The organism is Halorussus sp. MSC15.2 (genome assembly GCF_010747475.1).
Classification (GTDB): domain Archaea; phylum Halobacteriota; class Halobacteria; order Halobacteriales; family Haladaptataceae; genus Halorussus.
On record NZ_VSLZ01000007.1, the window covers coordinates 104,190 to 128,980 of the forward strand.

The following is a 24,791-nucleotide window of genomic DNA, read 5'->3' on the forward strand; positions in this document are numbered from 1 at the left end:
CAGTCCGTTATACGTCTTCTGGCCTCGTGAAAATCGCGTGACGGGAGCGACCTCTACCGATGGACGACCCCGTACATCGGTCTCCGAACCTGTCCGCCGGAACGCCTCGGTTACCGCGATATTTCGTCGCCCTCCTCGGCCAGCACGGACTCGACCTCCTCGCGGGTGACGACCGCCACGTCGCCCGGAATCGTGCGCTTGAGGGCGGCGGTCGCCGACCCGTATTCGAGCGCGGTCGCCACGCCGTCGCCCGCGAGTCGCCGCGCGAGGAACGCGCCGAGGAAGGCATCGCCCGTGCCGATGGGGTCGAGGGTGTCGGTCTCGATTGCGGACTGCTCGTACACCTCGCCCCCGTGGCGTGCCAGCGCGCCGTCTTCGCCTCGGGTGACGATGACGGTCCGGAAGTCGAACTCCTCGACCAGTCCCGCCGCGATGTCGGCGGCGTCGCCCTCCCGGCCCAACACGTCGCGGGCGTCGCGTTCGGCGACCAGCAGGAGGTCCACGTCGGGGAACAGCGCCTCCATCGTCTCGCGGGCCTCCGCGGGGTCCCAGAGCTTCGACCGGTAGTTCACGTCGAAGGAGGTCGTCGTCCCGGCCTCCCGTGCGGCCGCGAGCAGGTCGGCCGTGGTCGATTCGAGCGTCTCCGAGAGCGCCGGCGTGATGCCGCTCGTGTGGAACCGGTCGGCCTCGCGGACCCGCTCGACGGGCAACTCCTCGGACTCGGCGGTCGTGACCGCCGCGCCCGCCCGGTCGTAGATGACGTTCGTTCCGCGCGGCTTGCCGCCGTGTTCGAGGTAGTAGGTCCCCTGTCGGCCGTCGTCGCTCCACACCACGTCCGTCTCGACGCCGTGCTGTCGCAGACTCGACGCCACGCGCCGCCCGAGCGGCGAGTCGGGGAGTTTCGAGGTCCACGCCGCGGTCGCGCCGAGGCGCGAGGCCGCGACCGCGACGTTGCTCTCGGCCCCCGCCGCCCGGAGTTCGAGGTCGTCGGCGGTCTCCAGTCGCTCGCCGTCGGGCGGGGAGAGTCTGAGCATCGTCTCGCCGAAGGTCACGAGGTCGGTCATACGTCGTTCGTCGCGGGGGTGGGCCATAATTTACTCGGTCGCGGATAGCTTTCGCCTCCCGGCGTTCGAGCGGTCCGCCCCGAGCGACCGCGCCGTCGCGTGGCTTTTGTCCGCCGGACCCTAACCCGCGGACATGAATCGAATCGACGCCGCCGCCCGCGAACTCCGGACCGCGGACGCCGCGACGCGCTCACCGGCGCGGGCGTCAGCGTCCCGTCTGGCGTCCCCCCGTTCCGCGGCGAGGGCGGCATCTCCGCGAGCGAAGCGAGCGGAGGCTCGTCGGACGTGTCCGACGGCATCTGGTCGGAGTACGACCCCGATACCTTCGACGTCCACCGATTCCGGCGCGACCCCGGCGGGTTCTGGGCCGACTGGCTCGAACTCCGGTCGGACCTGTTCGACGCCAGCGTCGAACCGAACGCGGCCCACGACGCGCTGGCGGCCCTCTCCGCGCGGAACCACCTCGACGCCGTCGTCACGCAGAACATCGACGGTCTCCACGGCGACGCCGGTTCCGACGAGGTGCTGGAACTCCACGGCAACGCCCGCCGCGCGGTCTGCCAGCGGTGCGGTCGCGCGGTGCCCGCCGCCGACGTTCGAGAGCGCGTGCGGGACGGGGAGCGACCGCCCCGGTGCGAGACAGAGAACTGCGACGGCGTGTTGAAACCCGACGCCGTGCTGTTCGGCGAACGTCTCCCGGCCGAGGCGCTCGCCCGCGCCGAGCGTCTCGCGGCCGACAGCGATGTGTTTCTGGTCGCCGGGTCGTCGCTCACGGTCGAACCCGCCGCGTCGCTGCCCGCGAGGGCGGCGGAGTCGGGCGCGACCCTGATTCTGGTCAATCTGGACGAGACGCCGCTGGACGCGCGGGCCGACTACGTGTTCCGCGAGGACGTGACCGAGGTGTTACCCGCGCTCCGGGACGCGGTGGTCGGGTAATCTGACCCAAATTTGCCGGGGTCGCGTCGCCCGAGCAGAAGTTGCATCTTTCCGCCGACGTAAGCCGGTGGTCGTCGTAACTCCGAACGAACATGACCGACGACCGAGGAATCCACACCGACAGCGTCCACGCGGGACAGACGCCCGACTCCGCGACCGGAGCGCGGGCACCGCCCATCTACCAGACCACCTCGTACGTCTTCGACGACGCCGAACACGCCGCCTCGCTGTTCGCGCTCGAAGAGGAGGGCAACATCTACAGCAGACTCACCAACCCGACCAACGCCACGCTCGAAGAGCGACTCGCCGCGCTCGAAGGCGGCGTCGCGGGACTCGCCACCGCCAGCGGGATGGCCGCCCTCGACCTCGCGACCTTCGTGCTGGCCGACGAGGGCGACAACGTGGTCACCGCCTCCTCGCTGTACGGCGGGACCTACACCTACTTCACCCACACCGCGCCGCGGCGCGGCGTCGAAGCGACGTTCGTGGACACGCTGGACTACGAGGCCTACGACGAGGCCATCGACGAGGACACCGCCTACGTCCACTTCGAAACCATCGGCAACCCCGCGCTGGTCACGCCCGACATCGAGCGCATCGCCGACATCGCTCACGACCACGACGTGCCCCTGCTCGTGGACAACACCTTCGCCACGCCGTACCTCTGCAACCCCATCGACCACGGCGCGGACCTCGTCTGGCACTCCACGACCAAGTGGATTCACGGGAGCGGTTCGACCGTCGGCGGCGCGCTGATAGACGGCGGCACCTTCCCGTGGGAGGAGGGCGACTACCCCGAAATCGCCGACGAGAATCCGGCCTACCACGGCATCAACTTCCGGGAGGCGTTCGGCGACGCCGCGTTCGCGTACGCCGCCCGTGCCCGGGGTCTCCGGGACCTCGGCAACCAGCAGTCGCCCTTCGACGCGTGGGTCACCCTCCAGAAACTGTAGTCGATGCCCCTGCGGGTCGAGCGCCACTCCCGGAACGCGTTGGAAGTCGCCGAGTACCTCGACGACCACGACGACGTGGCGTGGGTCAACTACCCGGGTCTGGAGAGCCACGAGACCCACGAGAACGCCAGCGAGTACCTCGACGGTGGCTACGGCGGCATGATAACGTTCGGACTGGAGGGAGGATACGAGGCCGGACGCGCCGTCACCGAGGAGACCGAACTGGCGAGTCTGCTCGCCAACGTCGGCGACGCTAAGACGCTCATCATCCACCCCGCCAGCACGACCCACCAGCAACTCACCGAGGAGGAGCAGTTGGCCAGCGGGACGACGCCTGACTTGGTTCGGCTCTCGGTGGGAATCGAGGACGTGGAGGACATCGTCGGGGACTTGGAGCAGGCCATCGCGGCGGCCAGCGAGAGCGCCTGACGGGCGAGGCTGACGGCGGACTTTTTTTACTCTCGATGAGACTACCGAAAGTGATGGAGATAAAACAAGTTGTGCTGCAGGTCGGCGTCCTCCTGATAGCGTGTCTCTCGTTCCGGGTCTACTTCGACGGGCTAGAGCGAGTCTCCAATCTAGAGGCGAACCTCTGGGCGGTCGCGGTCCTGTTCGCCGGCGTCGCCGCATCGTTCGTCGGAGCGGTAGAAGGTGTCGCCGTCGCGCTCTTTTCGGTGCTCTTGTACGCGGCGCGGACGCGACTGGCCTGACCGTTCCGGCCGACTCAGTACAGCAGGACGAGGATGCCCACCTGAATCGGGACCAGCACCACGATACTGAGCAGCGAGAAGACGGTCGCGCTCCGAATCAGTTCCGGGGCGTCCACCACGTCCTCGGCCAGAATCCCGACCAACACCGCCGACTGGAACGGGAAGAAGTAGGTGGCCAGCGCCATCGCTTCGGTCATCATCACGGGTTCGACCGGCACCCCGACCTGCCCGGCGTACTCGACGACGACCGGCGTGACGACGCTCGCGACCGCCAGTCCCTCCATCAGGAACGTCAGCGCGAGCGTCGCGAGGAAGACGACCCCCAGCGTGACCGGGAGTCCCGCGTCGGTCGGAACCAGCGCGAGCAGCGACTCGGCGGCCGAATCGGCGAACCCGGTCCGGGCCAGTCCTTCGCCGACGGCGAACACCGCGCCGATGAAGAACAGAATCGAGTAATCGACCGCCCCGCTCACGTCCTCGAAATCGACCACGCCGACTCTCGGCAGGAAGGCCAGCACGACCACCGCGATAGCGCCGAACAGCGGGTGGAGACCGTGGACGGAGTCCGTCATCCAGACGGCGACCCCGACCAACAGGAACAGGAACATGCGCCGGACCGAGGCGCTGGGCGTCGCCGGTCCGCCCTCCGGAACGTCCACCGTCGCGGACGCCGACGGGCGGTACATGACGAAGGTCGCGCCCGCGATGAGCAGCGTCCGCCCGACCGTCATCACGGGGAACAGGGTCGCGGTCCACCGCGTCCACGACACCGAGGGACCGCCGACCGACTCGGCGATGCCGGAGATGACGATGTTGGGCAACCCCGCGGTGAAGATGCCGACCGACCCGTAGAAGGTCGCGAACAGCGGCGCGACGAACAGTCCGACTTTCGCCTCTCGGGAGTCGAACAGCGACCCGGTCTCCCGGAGGACGGGGGCGAGCACGAGGACCCGGACGAGCGTCGAGGGGACCAGAAAGGCCAGCGACACGGCCCCGGCGCACATCGCGGCCAGCAGGGAAGCGTAGGCCCGGACCGGGTCGTCGCGCGCTCGGTCGGGGACGCTCCGCGCGACCAGCCATCGCCCCGCCCACGACCCCAGTCCGCTCCGGCGGGTCGCCTCGCCCACGAGGAGTCCGAACCCGACCAGCCACGTCGCCGGCGACTGGAACCCGACCAGCGCGAGGTCCGCCGAGAACGTCGCACCCACGAGTCCGATGCAGACGAGACCGGTGTACGACGGCGGAATCGGCGTGAGTACCCACAGCACGATGCAGAACGCCGCGATTCCGAGCATCGTCGCCGTCTCGCTCCCGACGGGGGTCCCCCGCCACGCGAGTGCTCCGGCGACGGCGGCGAGTAGCAACGCGACGGCCGGTGAACGAATCCGCCCGACGACTCGGCTATCGACCATCGCTCCGACGGTTGTCACAGCGGCCGTTTAACTGACCTGCTCGGCCCCGGACTTGCCTGTAAATTCGGTCTACTCCTGCGGACGCCGCCCGACGTGGCCGGGGTAGTCGCGCTCGAACCGGTCCTCTATCTCCGCCTCGCCGAACTCGATGATTACCGGCCGACCGTGGGGGCAGGCGTAGGGGTTCTCGCAGTCGTCCAGCGCCGAGAGGAGTTCCACGACCGACCCCTCCCGGAGCGAGGTGTTCCCCGTAATCGAGGGGTAACAGGCGAGGTCCGCCAGCAGGTCGTCGGCGACCGCCGCGACCGTGTCGCCTCGGTCGTCGGGGTCGGTCGAGACGAACTCGCCGAGCGCGTCCCGGAGGAGTTCGGGGTCGAGCGCGGCGTCCAGCACGGTCGGTACGGTCCGGACGACCACTCGGCGGTCGCTCTCGCCGTCTCCCTCGGCGCGCTCGGCCCGAAAGCCGAGTCGCTCCAGCGGTTCGCGGTACTCCTCGAACACCGCGGCCTCGCCCGCGGTCAGTTCGAGTTCCACCGGTTGGGCGAGCATCTGTGTGGTCGCGTCGTCTTCGAACTCCGCCTGTAGCCGCTCGTAGTTGACCCGCTCGTCGGCGGCGTGCTGGTCCACCAGCACCAGTCCCTCGGGCGTCTCGGCCACGACGTAGGTGTCGTGGAGTTGGCCCAGAATCCGCATCCGCGGGAGGGTGTCGAACGCCGGGTCGTCGGTCGTCTCCCCCGAGAGCGTCCCGGACTCCGTGGGAGCCGAGAACTTCCGCGCGGCGTCCGCGTCGGCGGACGGAGACCCCTCGGACGCAGCGTCGGTCTCCCAGGACTCGCGCTCGGATGTGGACGGAGTCGCGTCAGTTGCGTTCGGGGACGAACTCGGGTCAGTTCCGCTCGGGGACGGACCCGCCTCAGGTCCGACTGTCGTCCCGTCGCTCGCGTCGCTCGAACGCGGTTCCGCCGCCGCGCTCCCGCGCTCGCTCGCGTGCGAACTCGTCCGCTCGCTGGCGGTCGAACTGCGTCCTCCGGTCTCCGGCGACCCAGCGTCCGCTTCCGCGGTCTCCGGGTCCGCCTCGGCAGTTCCGGACGTGGCCCCCGCGGTCTCCGAGGCGTCGAGCGTCGATTGCTCGCGCTCTGCACTGTCGGCTTCTGGGGTCAGTTCGGTCTGCTCGACTCTGGTGCTATTTCCGCGGTCACTCCCTCGGTCGGGGTCGCTCCGGTGCTCGGTCGCGCCGCCGCCGTCGTCACGCTCGGGTTCGACGCGGGCCTCGTCGGGCGCGCTCCGGCCTCGGGGGGCCGACGACCGGACCAGTCCGTGGTCCAGCAGGGCCTCTTCGACCGCGGTCTCGACCGTCTCCTTCACGGCGCTCTCGTCGCCCCACCGGACCTCCATCTTGCGCGGGTGGACGTTGACGTCCACCTCGTCTGGGGCCACGTCGAGGAACAGGACCGCGAAGGGGTAGCGCTCGGCCGATAGCTGGCCGCCGTAAGCCGAGAGGACCGCCTCGCGGACGACCGGCGAACTCACGTACCGACCGTTGACGTAGGTGGAGACGTACTCGCGGGTGCTTCGGGTCGTCTCGGGGTCGCTGACGTAGCCCGAGACCGTGACGCCGCGGTCGGTCTCGGACTCTTCGACCGCTATCATCGACGTGGCGACCTCCCGGCCGTAGACCGACAGGAGCGCCGACTGGAGGTCGCCGCGGCCGGTCGTGGCGAACACCTCGCGGTCGTCGTGGGTCAGCGACACCGCCACGTCGGGGTTGGCCAGCGCGTAGCGCGTGACGACCGTGTTGACGTGCGAGAACTCGGTGGTCGTCGTCTTGAGGTACTTCCGGCGCGCGGGGGTGTTGTAGAACAGGTCGGTGACCTCCACGGTGGTCCCTTCCGGGCACCCCGCGGGACCCACCGACTCGACCTCGCCGCCTTCCAGTCGGAGTTCGGTGCCCTCGGTCCCGCCGCGCGGTTTCGAGGTAATTGTCACCCGCGCCACCGCGCCGATAGTGTGGAGCGCCTCGCCCCGGAAGCCCAGCGTCGTCACGCCCGCTTCGAGGTCGTCGGCGTCCTCGATTTTGCTCGTGGTGTGTTCGCGGACCGCGGCCCGGAGGTCGGTCTCGCTCATGCCGATACCGTCGTCGCTGACCGCGATTCCCTCCGTGCCGCCCTCCTCGACCGTCACGTCGATGCGGTCGGCGTCGGCGTCGAGGCTGTTCTCGACGAGTTCCTTGACGACCGAGGCGGGTCGCTCGACGACCTCGCCCGCGGCTATCTGGCGGATGGTGGCGTCGTCCAACTGGGTGATTCGGTCGCTCATCTCCGTTCCCTCCTTTGCGAACGACGGTCGGCGGTCATGTGCCCACCCACGGAGCAGGCGACTATCAATCCGGTGTTACAGTCCCAGTACACTCCAGTCTCCCGTCCGGACGCGACCTACCGCGACGTGAAGTTCCTCTCAATCGACGGCGGTGGGAATGGGGTTCACAGGAACAGTATTGCGGACGACTTGCTCTTCGGACGAGCGCAAAGCGCTCTCTTGCTCGCGACGAATCGCTCGAGGCCAACTTGCACTTCAGTGCCCGATGGGGGCTATTAACGTGCTCATCTCAGAGAACGAAGCTGCGAGCGAAGCCGACTCTTACTCCTCACACGAGAATTTAAAACAACGTAACGTTTCGAGGAAAACGATGAGCGGTCCTCCGTCCAAGCTCCGGTTGATTACGACCGGTATCGTAATCGCATTTTCAGTTTTTGCAGGATGTACCGCCCTCGATAGCCATACTCTTCAAGGGACGCCTCACGTCTACGCCGAGGTGGTTAACGAAGTACCTAGCGACGTCGTCGTCCTCGAACGACGGAACGACTCGATTCAGGACATTGAGCCGGTACAAACTGCAATTGCCGAGGTCGATTCGCAGAACAAGTATCGAAAGAACATCTCGGAAGCGGAGTATAGACGTATAAAAGAGACGATGGACGCTCTTCCAACTACAACGGCCACGCGAGATAGATGGGGTGGAAAACGGGGATTCTACGTCGAAGCAGAAGTCGGTATCATTCGAGTCAGTATCGATACAATCGAAGCAGGGTAAAACTGCGTCGGCGGCGGATTAGAACTCGAGATTCGGATTCGCCAGATACTCCGACGAAATCCCGTGTGACGAGCTTACAATGTTGTTGTTATTGCACTCGGACACGCTGGCCGGTTCCTCTACGCCGGTCACGACGTTCGAGCGCACGAACGACGGACGAAAAGGGTTCAGCAACCGGCAGGCGCTGGGGTGTACGCCCGGCGCGAGACCGGTCGGGTCGGCGCGTCCGGGAATCCGCGGGCGTCACGCCTCGCGCTCGGCCACCTCCAGCGACGCGAAGAAGCCGAAGTAGGCCACGACGCCGCCCGCCAGCGATAGGTGGTACGCCCACGTCGGCCCCTGAAGCACGTCGAACAGCACGGACACTGCGGCGACCCAGACGACGGCGAACACGAAGTCGGTGACCATGCCCGACCGATGCTCGCGGACGTGGTCTCGGACGTTGTCGCGGACCGTCTCCGCGACGGTCCCGACTCGACTCGCCGTCACGTTATTCGCCCTCCCGTTCGTCTACGACCAGTACCGACCGGTGGGTCGAGCGGAGGACGCGCTCGGTGACGCTCCCGAGGAGCATCCGTCGGACGCCCGACCGACCGTGGCTACCCATGACGACGAGGTCCACGTCGTGGTCCTCGGCGAAGTCGGCGATGACGTCGTGGGGTCGGCCCGCGCGGAAGTGCTCCGCGACGTCGATGCCGCGCTCGCGGCCGCGGGCCGCGACGTGTTCGGTCGCCTCCCGGGCGCGGGCTTCGAGTTCGTCCATCTCGCCGAAGCGCCCCGACCGGATGCGCTCGACCTGCTCGGTACCGAGGCTCAACTCCGCAGCGTCGGTGTCCACGACGTAGAGCGTGTACACCTCCGCGTCGAACTTCTCGGCGATGTCGAGTGCCTCCTCGACAGCCAGTTCGGCGGTTTCGCTCCCGTCGGTGGGGATGAGGATGCGCTCGTACATCTCAGTCGTCCCCCGAAACCTGACCGCCGTCCGTCGAGACGACGTCCTCGGCGCTCTGCTGTTGGCCCATCGGTTCCGGACTGTGACACTGCCGGACGATGCGCTTGATTCGCTCGGGCGGTTCGTCGGTCGCCAGCGAGACGCCGATGGTGACCGCGAAGACGATGGGCGTCCCGGCGAGCGCCGCCCCGACCGCGGGGAAGATGTCGGCGTAAATCTGGACGACCGGACCGGCGTCGGTGGCGAAGATGAGTTCGTTGAACACCGCCGCGGTCCAGATGGCGAGGCCGGTGGTCATCCCGGCCAGCGCGCCCTGTCGGTTGGCGTTCTCCCACCAGAGACCGAGGAAGAACATCGGGAACAGCACGAGTCCGGCCAGCGAGAAGGCCAGCGCGACCAGTTCGCCGACCAGCGCGGGCGGGTTGAGCGCGGTGACCGTCACGATAGCGCCCAGCACCACGATGGTCGCGCGACCGATGAGGAGTTGCTGGCGCTGGGTCGCGTCGGAGTTGATGATGTTCGTGTAGATGTCGTGTGCAGCCGCCGACGACGCGGCGATGAACAGTCCCGCGGTCGTGGCGATGGCGGCGGCGATGCCGCCCGCCGCGACGAGTCCGACGAACCACGTCGGGAGGTTGGCGAGTTGGGACGCCAGCACGACGATGACGTCGCCTTCCGCGCCGCTCATGCCGCTCGCGCCGTACACGTCGCCGACCTTCTTCGCGTAGAGGTCGGTCCCGAACGCCGCGAAGGCGGGGGCGCTCAGGTAGAGCAGGCAGATGAAGAACAGGCCCCAGACGGTGGACCAGCGCGCGGTCCGCTCGCTCTCGACCGTGTAGAACCGCACCAGCACGTGCGGGAGTCCGCAGGTGCCGACGATGAGCGAGAACGCGGTCGCGACCCAGAGGTAGAAGCCGCCGTTCGTGAACGGTTGGGTGAACTCGCTGTTGAGTTGGCTCAGGAGCGCGCCGTACTCGACCTGCGGCAGGAACGTCGAGTAGCCCTGCGTCCAACCCACCGCGTACAGTCCCGCGAGGAACGCCACGATGAGGATGACGTACTGGACGGCCATGTTCTTGGTCGCGCCCAGCATCCCCGACAGCGCGAGGTAACCCACCGTGATAGCCATCAGCAGGACGACCATCGTGGTGTAGTCGCCGCCGAAGACGTAGATGCCGACCAGTCCCATGCCCCGGGCCTGTCCGACCGAGTAGACGAACCCAATGAGGATGGTCGTCAGCGCGGCGATGGCTCGCGCGGTGTCGGAGTCGAATCGGTCGCCGACGAAGTCGGGCGCGGTGTACTTCCCGAACCTGCGCATCTGGGCCGCGAGGAAGATGAGCAGGATGAAGTAGCCCGTGGACCAGCCGACCACGAACGCGAGTCCGTAGTAGCCCGATAACGCGATGAGCGCGGCCATGCCGAGGTACGACGCGGCCGACATCCAGTTCGCGCCGATGGCCATCCCGTTCTCGACGTTCCCGATGGACCGGCCCGCGACCCACAGGTCTTCGGTGTCGGCCACGCGGAACACGTACCCGATGCCGAGGAACAGCAGCAGCATCGCCGAGACCATCACGGCCGGAATCGCCTTGAACGAGGCGTTGAGCGCGTCCGGCAGGAGGTCGAGCGGCGTGAACATCATCGGTCGGACCCTCCGTCAGTCGCGGCCGCTTCCGGTTCCTGTCGCCGGGTCGAGTGGTCGATACCGTACTTCTCGTCGAGTCGGTCGCGCTTCCGCGCGTAGACGAACGAGAGCACGAGCGCGCCCGCCGGTGCCCCCGTCGCGGTCAGGAGGTAGTGGAGCGGGAAGCCGATTACGGTCACGCTCGTCATAAAGTCGGTCGCGAGGTACGTCGCCGTCACGGGTCCGAACACGAGGAGCGCCCACGCCGCGAACATCGTCCACACGACCCTGAGGTGGTCCCGCATGAACGGGGTGGATGGTTTGAAGATGTTGACTTCCGCATCGAGGTAGTCGGCGGTCTCTCGACCGGCCGCCACGCCGCCGTCGGTCTCGATGTCGGCGTTCGATTCGTCCTTTCGTGAGTTATTATCTGTCATGGTTCAAAGTTCGTTTTGGTCTGGTCGTCGTTCGTCGTATCGAGAGGTGGAGCGGTGGTCAGTCGTCGCCGACCTTCGACGCTATCTCGCTGACGATTTCAGGGTTGCGAAGCGTCGAGGTGTTGCCCAACTCCTCGCCGTTAGCCACGTCCTCCAGAAGTCGTCGCATGATTTTGCCCGAGCGGGTCTTGGGGAGTTCGGGAGTGAAGACGACGGCTTCGGGCCGAGCAATCGGTCCGATGGCGTCTTCGACACCCTCGACGATGCGGTCGCGCATCTCGTCGCCCTCCTCGTAGCCGTCCTCGGTGATGACGTAGGCGTAGACCGCTTCGCCTTTCACGTCGTGGTTCCCGCCGACGACGGCGGCCTCGGCGACGCCTTCGACGCCGACGATGGCCGACTCGATTTCCATCGTGCCGAGGCGGTGGCCCGAGACGTTCAGTACGTCGTCCACGCGCCCGAGGACCGTGATGTAGCCGTCCTCGTCGATTTTCGCGCCGTCCTCCGGGAAGTAGACCCAGTCGTCGGGGTCGTCGCTGTCGGTGTCGGAGTACTCCGCCCAGTACTCCTCGATATAGCGCTCGTCGTTGTTGTACAACGTCCGGAGCATCCCCGGCCACGGCTTCTGGACCGTGAGGTGGCCCGCGCGCCCCGGTTCGACCTGCTCACCCTCGGTGTCTACGACCTGTACGTCTACGCCCGGGAGGGGCGGTCCCGCGGACCCCGGTTTCATGTCTTTCACGCCGGGGAGCGTGGTGACCATCATGCCGCCGGTCTCGGTCTGCCACCACGTGTCGATGATGGGGCAGTCCTCGCCGCCGATGTGCTTGTAGTACCACTTCCACGCCCGCGGGTTGATGGGTTCGCCGACCGTCCCGAGCAGGCGGAGACTCGACAGGTCGTGTTTGTCGGGGTACTCCGAACCCCACTTCATGAACGCCCGAATCGCGGTTGGCGCGGTGTAGAGCTGGTCGGCCTCGTACTCTTCGATAATCTCCCAGAGGCGGTCCTGCTCGGGGTGGTCCGGCGTTCCCTCGTACATCATCGTCGTGGTGCCCAGCGAGAGTGGGCCGTAGACGATGTAGGAGTGGCCGGTAATCCAGCCGATGTCCGCCGAGCAGAAGTACGTGTCCTCGGGCTTGATGTCGAGGACTGCCTGCGACGTCCACGCCGTCCACGCCAGATAACCGCCGGTCGTGTGCTTGACGCCCTTCGGTTGCCCCGTCGTACCGGAGGTGTACATCAGGAACAGCATGTCCTCCGCGTCGCGCGACACCGGTTCGACCTCCGCGCCAGCGTGGTCGGCCACGAGGTCGTCGTAATCGCGGTGGTTCTCGCCCATCGGGTGGTCGTAGTCGTCGCCGAGTCGGTCCACGACGACCACGTCCGACACCTCGTGTTCGACGCCGTCGAGGCCCTCGTCGGCCTTGGCCTTGTGTTCCAGCGCGTCGCCGCGCCGGTAGTAGCCGTCGCAGGTCACGAGGTACTCGGAGTCGGCCGAGTTCATCCGGGTGGCGAGGGCGTCCGCGGAGAAGCCCGCGAAGACGACCGAGTGGGGTGCGCCGATGCGGGCGCACGCCAGCATGGCGATGGGGAGTTCCGGAATCATCGGCATGTACATCGTCACCACGTCGTCCTCGCCGACGCCCATCTCGCGGAGCGCCGCGGCGAACTCGTTGACCTCGCGGTGGAGTTCCTCGTAGGTGTAGGTGCGGTTCTCCTCGTCGGTGGGTTCACCGACCCACTCGATTGCAGCCTCGTCGCCGCGCTCGTCCAGATGCCGGTCGAGGCAGTTCGCCGAGGCGTTGAGTTCCCCGCCGGTGAACCATTCGTAGAACGGCGGGTTCGAGTCGTCCAGCACCGTGTCGTACTCCTCGTTCCAATCGAGCAGGTCCGCGGCCTGCTCCCAGCACTCGGGCCACTCCTCTTCGAACGTCTCGTAGACGGAATTGTCCGAGACGTTCGCCTGCGAGACGAACGATTCGGAGGGGACGAATCGCTCTTGGTCGGCGAGTCGGGCTTCGAGTTCGACGTCTTGTTCTTCCGGCATGAGCCGTCTTCACAACCACAACATAGCTATATAAGTGATGGAACTAACTATTCCAAACGGCATCGTTCGCCGCGTATAGCCGTCGTAAGTGTATTTTATGGTGTTTAATGTCTGCGGTAGGAGGTTTAACTGAACCGGCGTTCGCACGCGAGGCTAAATAGTTAGTGTCCGTCGGCGTCCACCGTCCGGGGGTCGGGGTCGTCGAACACCGCTTCGAGCACCTTCTGCTGGGCCTTCCGGAGGTGGTTGTGGAGCGTGGGCGAGGAGACGTCCATCGAGGCCGCGAGTTCCTCCGCGGTGCTGCCCCGGGGCCACTCGAAGTACCCGGCGAGGTAGGCGGCCCGGAGGACGGTCCGCTGGCGCTCGGTCACGCGGTCGTGGACAGTCTGCTGGACGGTGGCCGCGCTCTGAACCGGTTCCTCGACGTCGCGCTTCGACCGGAGATTCGTCGCCGGGAACGCCTCCTCGACGGCCTCCACGACTCGCCGGACGTCTACGCGCGACGAGAAGACCCCGGACACGTCCGCGACGCCGCCCTCGACGGAGAGTTCGCGGACGGTGCCGCCGCGCTCGACCAGCATCGGCGCGATGGAGTCGCCCGAGACGGCGAACTCGAAGAGCGCGCCGTCGCCGTAGTCGCGGATGAGGCGGGCGTCGTCCACGGCGTCGGCGCTCGACACTCGTTCCAACACGCCCCCCACCGCGGCACCGCTCGCAGTGACGAAGTAGAGCAACGAGTGGTCCTCGACCGGGACGACGCCTTCGAGTTCGAACCGACACCCGAGGTCGGCCGAGGCCGCCACGAGGAAGACGCCGCGGTCGGTGGTCCGCAGCGAGAGCGCGACGCCGGTGTCGGCCAACAGCAACTGCTTGCGAGCGATGGCGGTGACGGTCCGGCCGACGCGCCGTCCGACGTCCGCGACGAACGTCCGGTCGGCCGAGGCGAACGCATCGTGGGCCACGCAGAGCAGTCCGTGGACCGTCTCGCTCGACCGGAGCGGCGCGACGGCGACCGAACATCCCGACAGCGCCCCGCTGGATAGCGCCTCGTCGGACAGTCCTCCTCCGGCCGACGCGGTATCGATTACTTTCACGTCTGCGATGTTCTCACCGTCCGTGACGCCCGCCGCGTCGAGAACGTCGGCGGGGACGCCGTCGGTGGACTTCGGGGCGGCGCTCGTCCGGACGTCGCCGCGCTCGTCGCAGACCCACACCGCGTGGTACGCGTCGGACAGACTGTCGCAGACGACCTGCTCGGCGTCCTCGGTCGTGGACGCGTCCGCGAGCGCCTCGCCGAGTGCGCCGGCGCACGCGAGGAGGTCGTCGCTCCGCGCGTCGGCGGTGCCTCGCTGGCGGGCGAGCGGACGGCGTTCGATTCGCGGACCTGCGGCCGGTTCCTCGGCGAAAGCCTCCACGACCTCCGCGGTGGTCGGGTCGTCGAGGTACGGCGCGAGACTCTGGAGGCTCTGCCACCCGCCGACCGCCTGCACGACTCGGGGGGCGACGCCCTCCTCCACGAGCAGTCGCCACGCGAAGTGCTGGCGGAGGTCCCGGCAGGTCACGTCGCGGAGTCCGTCGGTCCGGTCGGCCACGTCGCCGACCAGCATCTGAACGCGCCGGGGCGACACGTCCACGAGCGGGTCGTAGCGGTCCACGTCGTTCGCGTTGGCGAACTTCCGGAGGTCGTGGGCCACCTCCTGTGGCACGTACGCCTCGCGGGTCTCGCCGTCGCCCTCGGGCACCGTGAGCAGGTAGTGAACCTCGCCGCCGCGCTCGCGCTCGCGGAGGTCCGCCGGGCGAACGCGGGTTATCTCCGAGGCCCGGAGACCGACGCGCCCGGCGAGTGCCACCACGAGGTCCTCGCGGTACGTCTCGGCCCGCCGCCGGAGGCGCTCGTACTCGGCGGTCGTCAGGAACGCGTCGCGGGATTCGACGGCCATTCTATTTCGTATTCCTTCAGAAGAGCGAATAAACGTTCCGAAACGAGCTTCGAATGGTAACCCGATTCGAGCGGTGGATTTCGTCGGGTCGGAGTTGTGTCCCGACTCACTGAAACGGTATATTGTAGCCTCTCAGGGTATATGGGGCGTTCTGCGGTTCGTCGGTGAGGGTGAAGTCCACCTCCGAATTGCGGGTCCACTCCGGACTGTACGAGTGGGTCAGCCGATTTATGGATTTCCCGTTTTATCGCCGAATAGATACCCAAGAAACGATATTTCGAACCTTCAGAAAAAGACGAAATACCTCGGATTCCTATCGGTCCAGCAGCGATTCGAGTTCGCCGACGACTTCCGGGTTCCGGAGCGCGCTCGTGTCGCCGAGGTCCTCCCCGTTGGCGATGGCCGCGAGGTAGCGGCGGACGACCTTCCCCGAGCGCGTCTTCGGGAGCGACGGCGTGAACGTCACCACGTCGGGTGCCGCGATGGGGCCGATGGCCTCCTCGACCGCCTCGCGGACGCGCCCGCGGAGCGCGTCGTCGCCGGCCACGTTCGACTCGGGGCTGACGAAGGCGTGTATCTCCGACTTCCGGACGGCGTCGGCGTCCTCGCCCACGACGACGGCGGCCTCCGCGACGCCCCCGACGCCGACGATGGCCGACTCGATTTCGGTGGTACTCAGCCGCCTGTCTGAGACCTTGAGGACGTCGTCGGCCCGTCCGAGCAGGTGGACGTAGCCGTCCTCGTCGCGGACGGCGTTGTCGCCCGTGGCGTACTGCCACTCCCCGCCGACGGTGCGCGTCCGGCGCGCGCCCCACCCGGACCCCTCGCACAGCGACCGGGCCATCCCCGGCCACGGGCGCGTGACGACCAGTTGGCCCGACTCTCCGGGTGGAGCGGATTCGCCCAACTCGTCGACGACGTCCGTCTCGATGCCGGGGAGGCTCTTCCCGACCGCTCCCGGGCGCATCCGGTCAACGCCGGGGAGCGTCGAGAGGACGATGCCGCCGGTTTCGGTCTGCCACCACGTGTCCACGACCGGGCACTCGCCGTCGCCGACGTGGTCGCGGTACCAGTGCCACGCCGTCTCGTCGATGGGCTCGCCGACGGTCCCGAGCAGGCGCAGACTCGACAGGTCGTGGCTCTCTGGGTGCTGTTCGCCCCACTTCATGAACGCCCGGATGGACGTGGGTGCGGTGTAGAACACGTCCACCTCGTTGCGCTCGATTATCTCCCAGAGGCGGTCGGTCTCTGGGTGGTCGGGCGTCCCCTCGTAGAGGACGGTGGTCGCGCCGAGCGCGAGCGGGCCGTACACCGCGTAGGAGTGGCCCGTAATCCAGCCCACGTCGGCCGAACACCAGTGGGTGTCCTCGGGACCCAAATCGAGGACGGCGTGGCTGGTCCACGCGACGTGTGTCAGGTAGCCGCCGGTGGTGTGGCGGACCAGCGTGGGTTCGCCCGTCGTTCCTGAGGTGTAGATGAGAAAGAGGAGGTCGTCGGTCTCGCGCGAGACGGGTTCGATTTCCGCCCCGGCGTGGTCGGCCACGAGGTCGGCGTAGGCGCGGTGGTCGCCCGCCGCGGGGTCGTCGTCGAGGCGGTTCACCACGACCTGCTCGACGCCGTGGTCCACCGACAGACAGGCGTTGTCCGCCCTGCGCTTCAGGTCGAGCGCGGCCCCCCGCCGGTAGTAGCCGTCGCAGGTCACGAGGTACTCCGACTCCGCGCCCTCCAACCGAGTCGCGAGGGCGTCCGCGGAGAACCCCGCGAAGACGACCGAGTGGGGTGCGCCGATGCGGGCGCACGCCAGCATGGCGACCGGCAGTTCGGGAATCATCGGCAGGTAGAGCGTGACCACGTCGTCCTCGCCGACGCCCATCTCGCGGAGCGCCGCGGCGAACGCGTTCACCTCGTCGGCGAGTTCCCGGTAACTGTACGTCCGGGTCTCGCCGAGTTTCCCCTCCCACGAGATGGCGATTTCCTCGCCGCGACCCGCCTCGACGTGGCGGTCCACGCAGTTGTACGAGGCGTTGAGTCGCCCGCCGGGGAACCAGCGAGTGGTCCCCTCGTCGTCGAGTACCGAGTCGAACGAGCGGCCCCAGTCCAGCAGGTCGGCGGGTCGCTTCCAGCACTCGGGCCACCCCGCCTCGCGGAACGCTTCGCAGTCGGCCGCCGTGACGTTCGCCGTTTCGACGAACGACTCCGGCGGCGACACCCACTCGCGTTCGTCGGGACTGCTATCGACCATTCGTCTCGGACTTCGCGTAAACAGGGGAAAAATGGTTCGCCTCTCAGCGGTCGGTCGCCCGGAGTCGGGGGTCGATTCGGGGTCGCGCTACCGACACGACTACCGACTCGTCACTCCTCCGTCAGTGCCACCTCTCACCGTCGTTCGGTGTCGCTCAGCTATCGCTCGCGAGTTGCGCTCCGACGACCGCCGTGACCTCGTCCTCCGAGAGGTCGCCGAGCCGCGAGTCCTCGCCGAGCGTCGCCATGATGGTCGCCGGTTGCTCGTTGAACGTGAACTCGATGAACATCCCCGAGGACGGCCCGTGGCTCTTGCGCTCGGACTCCACGATGGAGTAGGTCGTCAGCTCCTTCATCTTGTTGACGTACGTCTCCTGATGGTACTGGTCGGTGTCGAGCGCGTCGGTGAGGAACTGGTAGACATGATACCCGGTCGTGCTCCGCGCCGAACTGCTCCCGCTCTGGTTCGCCACCGCGGCCGTCGCGTACAGACAGAGCTTCTTCTGCGTGCTGATTCCGCGCGTGACCTCCAGCACGCGGTTCCGCTCGACCTTGTCCTGAGCCTTCCGGACGTGGCGCTCGCCGACCCGGTCGGCACCCTCCCGCTCGGCGAGGTCGCCCGCGACCCGCATGAGGTCGATGGCCTTCCGGGCGTCGCCGTGGGTCTGGGCGGCGAACGCCGCCGCGAGCGGAATCACGTCGTCTTCGAGCACGTCGTCGTAGAAAGCGTCCTTCCGGTGGTGGAGGATTGCGCGCAACTGGTTGGCGTCGTAGTCGTCGAAGTGAACGTCCTCCGGGGTGAACGAACTCAGCGCCCGACTGCGACCGATTCGAGCATCTTCGTGTCGTTCGTGATGGCGGCGATGGACACCTGCGCGGTGATGTCGTTGCTCGACCCGGCCCGCGAGAGTTGATAGAGCAGTCGCGAGAACGCCGGTTGGTCCTTGTCGCGCCGACCCACCAGCATGTCCAACTCGTCGAGGACGAACACGACCGTCTCGTAGTTCTCGTTGACGAGTCGGTAGAGTTCCCGCCACTTCTCCTTGGTCGAGACGCCGTGCTGGGGCACCTCCAGCGGGACGCCCGCCCGGTCGGCGACCTTCCGAGCGAGTTCGTAGACCGCCGACCCGAGCGTCCCGATGTCCTGACAGTTCATCTCGATGACGCCGAACCGAATCCCCCGGTTGTCGCAGAGGCGGCCGATGTTCTCGCACACCGCGTTGATGATGAGCGACTTCCCGGTCCCCGACGGCCCGTAGAGGAAGAGGTTCGGCGGGCGATTGTCGCCGATGGCGACTCGCAGCATCTTCGTGACCTGTGTGAGTTGCTCGTCGCGCCCGACGATTCGCTCCTCCTCGACGACCTCGTTCGGGTTGAGCAGCGACCGATTCCGGATGAGCGACTTCTGCTCGTCGAACTCCAGCAGCATCTCCTCTATCGACTTCGAGTCCGGTTCCCCTGACTCCGCGTCGAGTTCCGCGGACGTCGGGTCCCGGTTCGCGGACTCCGAATCTGCTTCGGAGGCGGCCGCCTTCCGGAGGTCCGACGCACGTCGGCGCTCGGGGTCGCCTCGGAGCGTCGCGTTACCGGGGTCCGATACGGTGTCGTCGCCGACGTTCGATACCGCGTCTTCGCCGGTATCGGATACCGCGTCCTCGCTGTCGTCCGAAACCGCGTCCGCCGGTCGATTCTCGCCCGGCGGTCCCGCAGAGAAGCGTCCCCGTCTTCGTCGTCTCCAACTGGGGCGTCAGAATCCATGCTTCGGCCGTCTCGGTCCGCCCATTAAACGTTGCCGTTATCGATGTGTTTTCCCGGGGTACGACTCGGGACGGAATCGGATTCCGGAGACGCGAAACCGAGTATCAGATTTCGTACGGAGTTCCGACGAAGTGTCCGTCCGGCGTTACTGTGAGCACCTCCGACCCAGAGACACCTCTATCGAAGTGTTCGGAGGGGTCGGGTGGGGTCGAGGAGAGACCGTCGCTCGGCGGTGAGAGGAGACCCTATTTCGCGCTTCACACCCACGTGACGGAATTTCCGGAGGCTGGGCGGTCTCGCGGAACGTTTTATCTCTACTTCTGCTCTCTTCTTCCTCACCTCCCGTCTCTTCTTTCTTTCACTCTCCTTCCCCCTCTTCGAACGACCCTCACACCCACCTCTATCGATGTGTTCGATGTGTTCCGTCTGTTCGACATCGCCGTCTCGCCGCCTCGATTCTGCTCGGCTCTCACGCGGAAAACCTACGGAAGGCGAGTAGTTGTGGCATCAAGCGTCCACGACTGCTTCGCGATTCCGCCGCTCCCCGCTCTCCGACGACCGAACACATCGATAGAGGTGTCTCCGTCCGTACCGTCCCGTAAGGTAACACTTCGATAGAGGTGCCCCTTCCCAGAACCGGCTTCGCGACGAAACACTTCGATAGTGGTGTGTGACCGCGTTTCAGGCAGGTGTCGCGGCCCGGCGAGTCACGGACGCTCTCACTTCCGAAGTCGCGTCTCGATATCGGCGAGTCACTCCCGCAACCGCTCTTGCCACTCCTGAACTCGATTCATCAACTCGATGGGCGAGGTGTCGCTCAGGTCCGTGTCCTTCACCGCCTCCATCACGGCCTCCGTTTCCGGGTCCACAGACTCTGCATCGACTGACTCCGAACCCGCTGGTTCGGCACCTGCCGACTCGACCGACGCCTCGTCACGTCCGCCAGCGCCGTCTCCACCGGCGTCGTCGGCCCCGCGGAACTGCCCCGACCCGAGGTCGAACACGACCTGTTGCGGGTCGCTCTCCCCGCGCTGGCCGCCTCCGTCGCCGCTCTGGCCGCCGCGCACGTCGATGGCCTCGTCCTCGCGGAGTCGCCGGAGGACGTCGCGCGAGCGCTCGACCACCGGTTCGGGAACCCCTGCGAGGTCCGCGACGTGAATCCCGTACGAGCGATTCGTCGGCCCGTCCTCGACTGTCCGGAGGAAGGTCACGTCGCCGTCGGACTCGTCCGCCGCGACGTGGACGTTCTGGACGCCGGGGAGTCGGTCCGCGAGGCTCGTGAGTTCGTGGTAGTGAGTCGCGAACAGGGTCTTCGAACCGACCTGATTGGCGAGGTACTCCGTGGCGGCCCACGCGATGGAGATGCCGTCGTAGGTCGCGGTGCCTCGGCCAACCTCGTCCAGAATGACCAGCGAGTCCTCGGTGGCCGAATGGAGGATGTTCGATAGCTCCTGCATCTCGACCATGAACGTCGAGCGACCCTGCGCGAGTTCGTCCAGCGCGCCGACTCGGGTGTAGATGCCGTCCACGACCCGACCTCCGCGGCGTCGGCCGGGACGAAGCTCCCGATTTGGGCGAGCAGGGTTATCAGCGCGGCCTGTCGCATGTACGTCGATTTGCCCGACATGTTGGGTCCCGTGACGACGAGGAAGCGGCGTTCGTCGCGGTCGCCGGTGCGCCCGCGGTCGGACGAGGAGGAAGCACGCGCCCCGTCCATCCGGAGGTCGTTCGGGACGAACTCGGTCGTACGTTCGACCACGGGGTGGCGGCCCGCGTCGATGCGGAGGTCCCCCGACTCGGTGAGTTCGGGTCGGACCCAGTCGTTCTCGACGGCGTGGACCGCGAGGCTGGCGAGGGCGTCGAGTTCCGCGAGGGCGCGCCCCACCGACTGCAGAAGGTCGGCACGCCGGGCGACTCCCTCCCGCAGGTCGCCGAATAGTTCGTACTCCAGTTCGCCCCGGCGCTCTTCGAGGCGGAATATCTGGCGCTCGCGCTCGTCCAACTCGTCGGTGGTGTAGCGCTCGGAGTTCTTCAGGCTCTTGAGTCGGTCGTAGCGGTCGGGCACCTTCCCGGTCTCGGAGTTGCCGACCTGAATGTAGTAGCCGTCGGTCTTGTTGCGGTCCACTTGGAGGTGTCCGATGCCGGTCTTTCGCTTCTCGCGGTCGTCCAGCGTCGCAAGCCACTCTTTCGCCTCCTCGTGCTGGTCGATAATCTCGTCCAACTCGTCGTCGTAGCCCCGTCGGAACAGACCGCCCTCCGTGACGGTTCCCGGCGGGTCCTCGGCGAGCGCTCCCAACTCTTCGCGGAGGGCGGCGGCCGCCTCGCGGTCGGGCCGGGCGACAACCTCGGCGAGCGGTGAGTCCGATAGCCGGGGGTCGTTAGCGACGGCGTCGGCGACCTCGGGCAGGAGCGCGAGGGTCTCGCGCACCCGCAGGAGGTCGCGGGCGTCCGCGCTCCCGTGGGCCGCCTTGCTCGCCAGTCGTTCGAGGTCGTAGGCCCCGTCGAGGGTCTCCCGGACCGTCTCGCGGGCCAGTGCGGAGTCGGCGAACGCGGCCACGCCGTCGGCCCGTTCGCGGAGAGTCGGCAGGTCCTGTCGGGGGCGCTGGAGCCACTCCTTCAGGAGGCGCTTGCCCGGACTCGTCACGGTGTGGTCGATGGTGTCGAACAGCGACCCGTCGCGGTCGCCCTGCATCGTCTCGGTGAGTTCGAGGTTGCGCTGGGTTGTCGCGTCGAGCGAGACGTGGTCGTCGCCCTCGTAGGACTGGAGGCGCGTCATCGAGGCCTTGACGCCGGTCCCGGTCTCCTCGACGTACGAGAGCAGTGCGCCCGCGGCCTGCACCTGCGGGTTCTCGTTTCGCCTGCTCGCCCCCGCCGTCTCGTCGAGACCGACGCTGGCGAGGGTCTCCTCTCCGAACTGGGCCTTCGTCTCGTGGGTCGCCCGGCCGGGCGCGAACGCGTCGGCCTGATGCAGCGTGAGGGTGGCGTCGGTGCGCTCGCGCACTCGGTTGAGGAAGGCGTCGTCGTTGCGGACCTCGGGACCGGGCAGGACCTCGGCGGGGTCGAACCGGTAGAGTTCGGTGAACACCCGGTCGCTCGCGGCGTCGGCGTCCTCGCCGGTGACCTCCGTCACGAGGAACCGGCCGGTGGTCACGTCGGCCACGCCGAGACCGTAGCGCTCCGGCGAGACCCGGACGACCGCGGCCAGATACTGGGCCTCGGCGTCGGTCGTCTCCAGCAGGGTCCCGGGCGTCACGACCCGCGTAATCTCGCGGGCGTGGCCGTCGTCGGTCTCGTACTGGTCGGCGATGGCGACGCGGTAGCCCCGCTCCACCAACTGCTTGAGGTGGGGCGTGAGTTTGTCCACCGGGACGCCAGCCATGGGGTAACTGGACCCGTGGCTGGACTTCTGGGAGACCTTCAGGTCGAGCAGGTCCGCGACTTCCTCGGCGTCCTCGCCGAAGAACTCGTAGAAGTCGCCGACCTGCATCACGAGGAACTCGGCGTCGGTCTCGGCCTTGAGCGAGAGGAACTCCCCGACGATACCGGTCGCCTCGGCGTCAGCCTCGGACACGTCGGCCACCTCCCCGGTGGGACGAACGCGAGAGTAGAGTCATCATCGAGAGACAGGGGCGACGACGACTAAAACGGTGCGGAATCGCCTACGGGACCTCCGAAAAACGCGAGAACGTAGCGCCGCGGAACGTCAGGCCTCGACTACAGCTTCGCCGTGTCGCTCGACTACACCTTCGCCGTGTACCCGGCGTCCTCGACCGCGGCCGCGATGTCCTCGTCGGAGGCCTCCCCTTCGACCGTCACGCTGTCGCGCTCGTTGTCGGCCTCGGCGTCGGTCACGCCCGGCAGGTCCCGGAGCGCGTTCTCGACGTTCTCCTCGCAGCCGCCACAGCTCATGCCTTCGACGGTTATCTGTTTCGCCATGTGTGTGATTAGGGGAGCGTTCCTTTTCGGACTTTCCCCTTCGATTCTGCGCTCTACCCCCGATACGAAGTTCAGAAAATAAGGCGGAATACGGGGAAAGACCGATTCTCTGCCGAAAGTACCCCTGGAGTAGCGTTGCGGAGTAGCCACAACCCCGTAAAACCAGAGCGCCGTACCCGCTCGTATGGGTATCCAACAGGCGCTCCAGAACGTGCTGACGAACCCAACCTACCTCGCGGTGTGGGCCGTCGTCGTCGCGCTGTCGCTCGGCGTCCTCGTCTGGGACCTCCGGACGAACAACGCGGAACTGAAGAGCCTCATGAAGTTCGTCTGGGGGTTCACGGTGCTGTACTCCGGACCACTCGGTCTCCTCGGCTACTGGTACTCGGGCCGGACTCAGATAGACCACGACTCGCTCTGGCGAAAGGGGTTCCGGTCGGTCAGCCACTGCTACTCGGGGTGTGGCACCGGCGAGGTCCTCGGCGTCTCCATCGCGGTCGGTCTGTTCGCGTTCAAGACGACGGGCGTCGTCGTCCTCACCTTCGCGCTGGCGTACTTCTTCGGCTATCTCATGACGGTCGGTCCGCTTCTACAGGAGGGCGTCGGCCTGCGCGAGGCACTTTGGGACGCCTTCTACTCCGAGACCGCGAGCATCACCGTGATGGAAATCGTCGCCATCAGCACCGACGTATGGCTCGCGGGCGAGGCCGGACTGGGCGACGTGCTGTTCTGGACCTCGCTGGTGTTCTCGCTGACGCTGGGTCTCCTCGCGGCCTACCCGGTCAACCTCCTGCTCATTCGCTACGGCGTCAAGGGGGGGGATGATGAACCCCGCGGAGATGGGAACCGAGATGGGGGCGTGACGACACCGACTTCGCGCGAGACGAGCGAACCCTCGCTTCGAGTTAGCCACCGAGCGTAAGTCGCTCGCTATCGTGTCATTCAGATGCGATGGCACTAGCAGAACTCGAACTCAGCGACACCGCCGAGGAGTGCATGGACAACTGTCTGGAAGCGATGCAGGCCTGCGAGTGGTGCGCCGACCAGTGTCTCGACGAGGACATGGACATGGCCAAGTGCATCCGCCTCTGCCGGGACGTGGCCGACCTCACCAGCGAACACGCGCGGTTCATGGCGCGTAACTCCAACTACAGCGCCCAACTCGCGGAGGCCTGCGCCGGGGCCTGCGAGGAGTGCGCCGAGGAGTGTCGTCGTCACGACCAAGACCACTGTCAGGTCTGCGCCGACGTGCTGGACGACTGCGCCGAGTCGTGCCGCCAGATGATGCAGCAGGCGGCCTGACGGCGGTGTAGCAGGCGGTCTGACGACGGTCCCCGGCTCACAGCCGCGACTCGATTTCTTCGACCAGTTCGCGCGCCGCGGCGACGCGTTCGTCGGCCGCGTCGTTCCCGGTCGATTCGACGTTCGAGAGGAGCATCCGGACCTGTCCGACGCGCTTCTCGACGACCGCCTCGGGAACGTCCGGGCCGGTCGCGTCCCCGCAGACCGCCTCGGCCTCCCCGAGCCACTGGCTCGCCCGCGCCTCGACCGGCAACTCGGCGGTCGCTTCGAGGTGGTCGTGCAGGTCCGCGACGAGCGACGCGAGGTCCTCGTCGTCGCCCGAATCGTCCGCCCCGTCGTCCGGACTATTCGTGCCGTCGTCCGAATCAGCCATAGGCGTCCT

17 protein-coding genes and 3 pseudogenes are annotated in these 24,791 nt (G+C 67.1%); 6 read left to right on the forward strand and 14 right to left on the reverse strand.

Features of this window, described 5'->3' with window-relative positions; translation table 11 throughout:
• Positions 1–110: 110 nt before the first annotated feature.
• Positions 111–1,064, reverse strand: coding sequence for a bifunctional 2-dehydro-3-deoxygluconokinase/2-dehydro-3-deoxygalactonokinase (gene kdgK1, locus FXF75_RS19780; protein ID WP_163523785.1), 954 nt, complete (start codon positions 1,062–1,064; stop codon positions 111–113).
• 99 nt (positions 1,065–1,163) lie between these two features.
• Between kdgK1 and FXF75_RS19785 the strand changes: the two genes are divergently transcribed.
• The 3 genes and pseudogenes from FXF75_RS19785 (at position 1,164) to FXF75_RS19795 (ending at position 3,663) form a co-directional block, all read left to right on the forward strand.
• Positions 1,164–2,000 (forward strand): Sir2 family NAD-dependent protein deacetylase, encoded by an 837-nt coding sequence (locus tag FXF75_RS19785; protein WP_375335554.1) that lies wholly within the window; start codon positions 1,164–1,166, stop codon positions 1,998–2,000.
• A 92-nt stretch (positions 2,001–2,092) separates the two neighbouring features.
• Positions 2,093–3,382 (forward strand): annotated as a pseudogene (locus tag FXF75_RS19790) (O-acetylhomoserine aminocarboxypropyltransferase/cysteine synthase family protein).
• Between the two features lie 53 nt (positions 3,383–3,435).
• Positions 3,436–3,663 carry a hypothetical protein gene (locus tag FXF75_RS19795; RefSeq protein ID WP_163523787.1) on the forward strand — a complete coding sequence of 76 codons (228 nt, stop codon included), beginning with the start codon at positions 3,436–3,438 and terminating at the stop codon, positions 3,661–3,663.
• Positions 3,664–3,677: 14 nt separating this feature from the next.
• On the opposite strand, the gene FXF75_RS19800 is transcribed toward FXF75_RS19795, so the two are convergent.
• Together FXF75_RS19800 and mutL are read right to left on the reverse strand one after the other, a co-directional pair.
• Positions 3,678–5,075: an SLC13 family permease gene (locus FXF75_RS19800; RefSeq protein WP_163523788.1), complete on the reverse strand. Its 1,398-nt coding sequence runs from the start codon at positions 5,073–5,075 to the stop codon at positions 3,678–3,680.
• A gap of 69 nt (positions 5,076–5,144) precedes the next feature.
• Positions 5,145–7,391: a DNA mismatch repair endonuclease MutL gene (gene mutL / locus FXF75_RS19805; RefSeq protein WP_163523790.1), complete on the reverse strand. Its 2,247-nt coding sequence runs from the start codon at positions 7,389–7,391 to the stop codon at positions 5,145–5,147.
• A 280-nt stretch (positions 7,392–7,671) separates the two neighbouring features.
• On the opposite strand from mutL, the gene FXF75_RS19810 reads away from it, so the two are divergent.
• On the forward strand, positions 7,672–8,166 hold the full coding sequence (locus FXF75_RS19810) for a hypothetical protein (protein ID WP_163523792.1): 495 nt from the start codon (positions 7,672–7,674) through the stop codon (positions 8,164–8,166).
• A gap of 243 nt (positions 8,167–8,409) precedes the next feature.
• On the opposite strand, the gene FXF75_RS19815 is transcribed toward FXF75_RS19810, so the two are convergent.
• From FXF75_RS19815 to FXF75_RS19860, 10 genes and pseudogenes are all read right to left on the reverse strand, one after another.
• Positions 8,410–8,655 carry a hypothetical protein gene (locus tag FXF75_RS19815; RefSeq protein ID WP_163523625.1) on the reverse strand — a complete coding sequence of 82 codons (246 nt, stop codon included), beginning with the start codon at positions 8,653–8,655 and terminating at the stop codon, positions 8,410–8,412.
• A 1-nt stretch (position 8,656) separates the two neighbouring features.
• Positions 8,657–9,118, reverse strand: a complete 462-nt coding sequence (locus FXF75_RS19820; RefSeq protein WP_163523794.1) for a universal stress protein — start codon at positions 9,116–9,118, stop codon at positions 8,657–8,659.
• Between the two features lies 1 nt (position 9,119).
• Positions 9,120–10,763, reverse strand: coding sequence for a VC_2705 family sodium/solute symporter (locus FXF75_RS19825; RefSeq protein WP_163523795.1), 1,644 nt, complete (start codon positions 10,761–10,763; stop codon positions 9,120–9,122).
• The gene (locus FXF75_RS19830; RefSeq protein ID WP_163523797.1) at positions 10,760–11,182 is read right to left on the reverse strand and encodes a DUF4212 domain-containing protein; all 423 of its coding nucleotides are present in this window, start codon (positions 11,180–11,182) and stop codon (positions 10,760–10,762) included. The genes FXF75_RS19825 and FXF75_RS19830 overlap by 4 nt, the downstream gene beginning before the upstream one ends.
• A gap of 58 nt (positions 11,183–11,240) precedes the next feature.
• Complete coding sequence (gene acs / locus FXF75_RS19835; RefSeq protein WP_163523798.1) at positions 11,241–13,232, reverse strand: acetate--CoA ligase; 1,992 nt, start codon at positions 13,230–13,232, stop codon at positions 11,241–11,243.
• 161 nt (positions 13,233–13,393) lie between these two features.
• Entirely contained in the window at positions 13,394–15,172 is a 1,779-nt protein-coding gene (locus FXF75_RS19840) for a bacterio-opsin activator domain-containing protein (protein WP_163523799.1), read from the reverse strand.
• Between the two features lie 313 nt (positions 15,173–15,485).
• Positions 15,486–17,414 (reverse strand): acetate--CoA ligase, encoded by a 1,929-nt coding sequence (locus FXF75_RS19845; RefSeq protein ID WP_163523800.1) that lies wholly within the window; start codon positions 17,412–17,414, stop codon positions 15,486–15,488.
• A 154-nt stretch (positions 17,415–17,568) separates the two neighbouring features.
• Positions 17,569–18,842 (reverse strand): annotated as a pseudogene (locus FXF75_RS19850) (orc1/cdc6 family replication initiation protein).
• A 1,081-nt stretch (positions 18,843–19,923) separates the two neighbouring features.
• Positions 19,924–22,742: pseudogene (gene mutS, locus FXF75_RS19855) on the reverse strand (DNA mismatch repair protein MutS).
• 167 nt (positions 22,743–22,909) lie between these two features.
• Entirely contained in the window at positions 22,910–23,107 is a 198-nt protein-coding gene (locus tag FXF75_RS19860) for a heavy-metal-associated domain-containing protein (protein WP_163523801.1), read from the reverse strand.
• Between the two features lie 184 nt (positions 23,108–23,291).
• Here FXF75_RS19860 and FXF75_RS19865 point away from each other — a divergent pair, with 184 nt between their 5' ends.
• The gene (locus FXF75_RS19865) at positions 23,292–24,029 is read left to right on the forward strand and encodes a DUF4396 domain-containing protein (RefSeq protein WP_163523802.1); all 738 of its coding nucleotides are present in this window, start codon (positions 23,292–23,294) and stop codon (positions 24,027–24,029) included.
• Positions 24,030–24,058: 29 nt separating this feature from the next.
• The gene (locus FXF75_RS19870; RefSeq protein ID WP_163523803.1) at positions 24,059–24,409 is read left to right on the forward strand and encodes a four-helix bundle copper-binding protein; all 351 of its coding nucleotides are present in this window, start codon (positions 24,059–24,061) and stop codon (positions 24,407–24,409) included.
• A 37-nt stretch (positions 24,410–24,446) separates the two neighbouring features.
• On the opposite strand, the gene FXF75_RS19875 is transcribed toward FXF75_RS19870, so the two are convergent.
• Complete coding sequence (locus FXF75_RS19875; protein WP_240334814.1) at positions 24,447–24,782, reverse strand: hypothetical protein; 336 nt, start codon at positions 24,780–24,782, stop codon at positions 24,447–24,449.
• Between the last annotated feature and the right edge of the window lie 9 nt (positions 24,783–24,791).

Coding starts and splice junctions, on each gene's coding strand:
- FXF75_RS19795 (WP_163523787.1), top strand. CDS start 3,436: ATGGAGATAAAACAAGTTGTGCTGCAGGTCGGCGTCCTCCTGATAGCG.
- FXF75_RS19865 (WP_163523802.1), top strand. CDS start 23,292: ATGGGTATCCAACAGGCGCTCCAGAACGTGCTGACGAACCCAACCTAC.
- FXF75_RS19800 (WP_163523788.1), bottom strand. CDS start 5,075: ATGGTCGATAGCCGAGTCGTCGGGCGGATTCGTTCACCGGCCGTCGCG.
- FXF75_RS19840 (WP_163523799.1), bottom strand. CDS start 15,172: ATGGCCGTCGAATCCCGCGACGCGTTCCTGACGACCGCCGAGTACGAG.
- FXF75_RS19825 (WP_163523795.1), bottom strand. CDS start 10,763: ATGATGTTCACGCCGCTCGACCTCCTGCCGGACGCGCTCAACGCCTCG.
- mutL (WP_163523790.1), bottom strand. CDS start 7,391: ATGAGCGACCGAATCACCCAGTTGGACGACGCCACCATCCGCCAGATA.
- FXF75_RS19845 (WP_163523800.1), bottom strand. CDS start 17,414: ATGGTCGATAGCAGTCCCGACGAACGCGAGTGGGTGTCGCCGCCGGAG.
- FXF75_RS19875 (WP_240334814.1), bottom strand. CDS start 24,782: ATGGCTGATTCGGACGACGGCACGAATAGTCCGGACGACGGGGCGGAC.
- kdgK1 (WP_163523785.1), bottom strand. CDS start 1,064: ATGACCGACCTCGTGACCTTCGGCGAGACGATGCTCAGACTCTCCCCG.
- FXF75_RS19870 (WP_163523803.1), top strand. CDS start 24,059: ATGGCACTAGCAGAACTCGAACTCAGCGACACCGCCGAGGAGTGCATG.
- FXF75_RS19860 (WP_163523801.1), bottom strand. CDS start 23,107: ATGGCGAAACAGATAACCGTCGAAGGCATGAGCTGTGGCGGCTGCGAG.
- acs (WP_163523798.1), bottom strand. CDS start 13,232: ATGCCGGAAGAACAAGACGTCGAACTCGAAGCCCGACTCGCCGACCAA.
- FXF75_RS19820 (WP_163523794.1), bottom strand. CDS start 9,118: ATGTACGAGCGCATCCTCATCCCCACCGACGGGAGCGAAACCGCCGAA.
- FXF75_RS19830 (WP_163523797.1), bottom strand. CDS start 11,182: ATGACAGATAATAACTCACGAAAGGACGAATCGAACGCCGACATCGAG.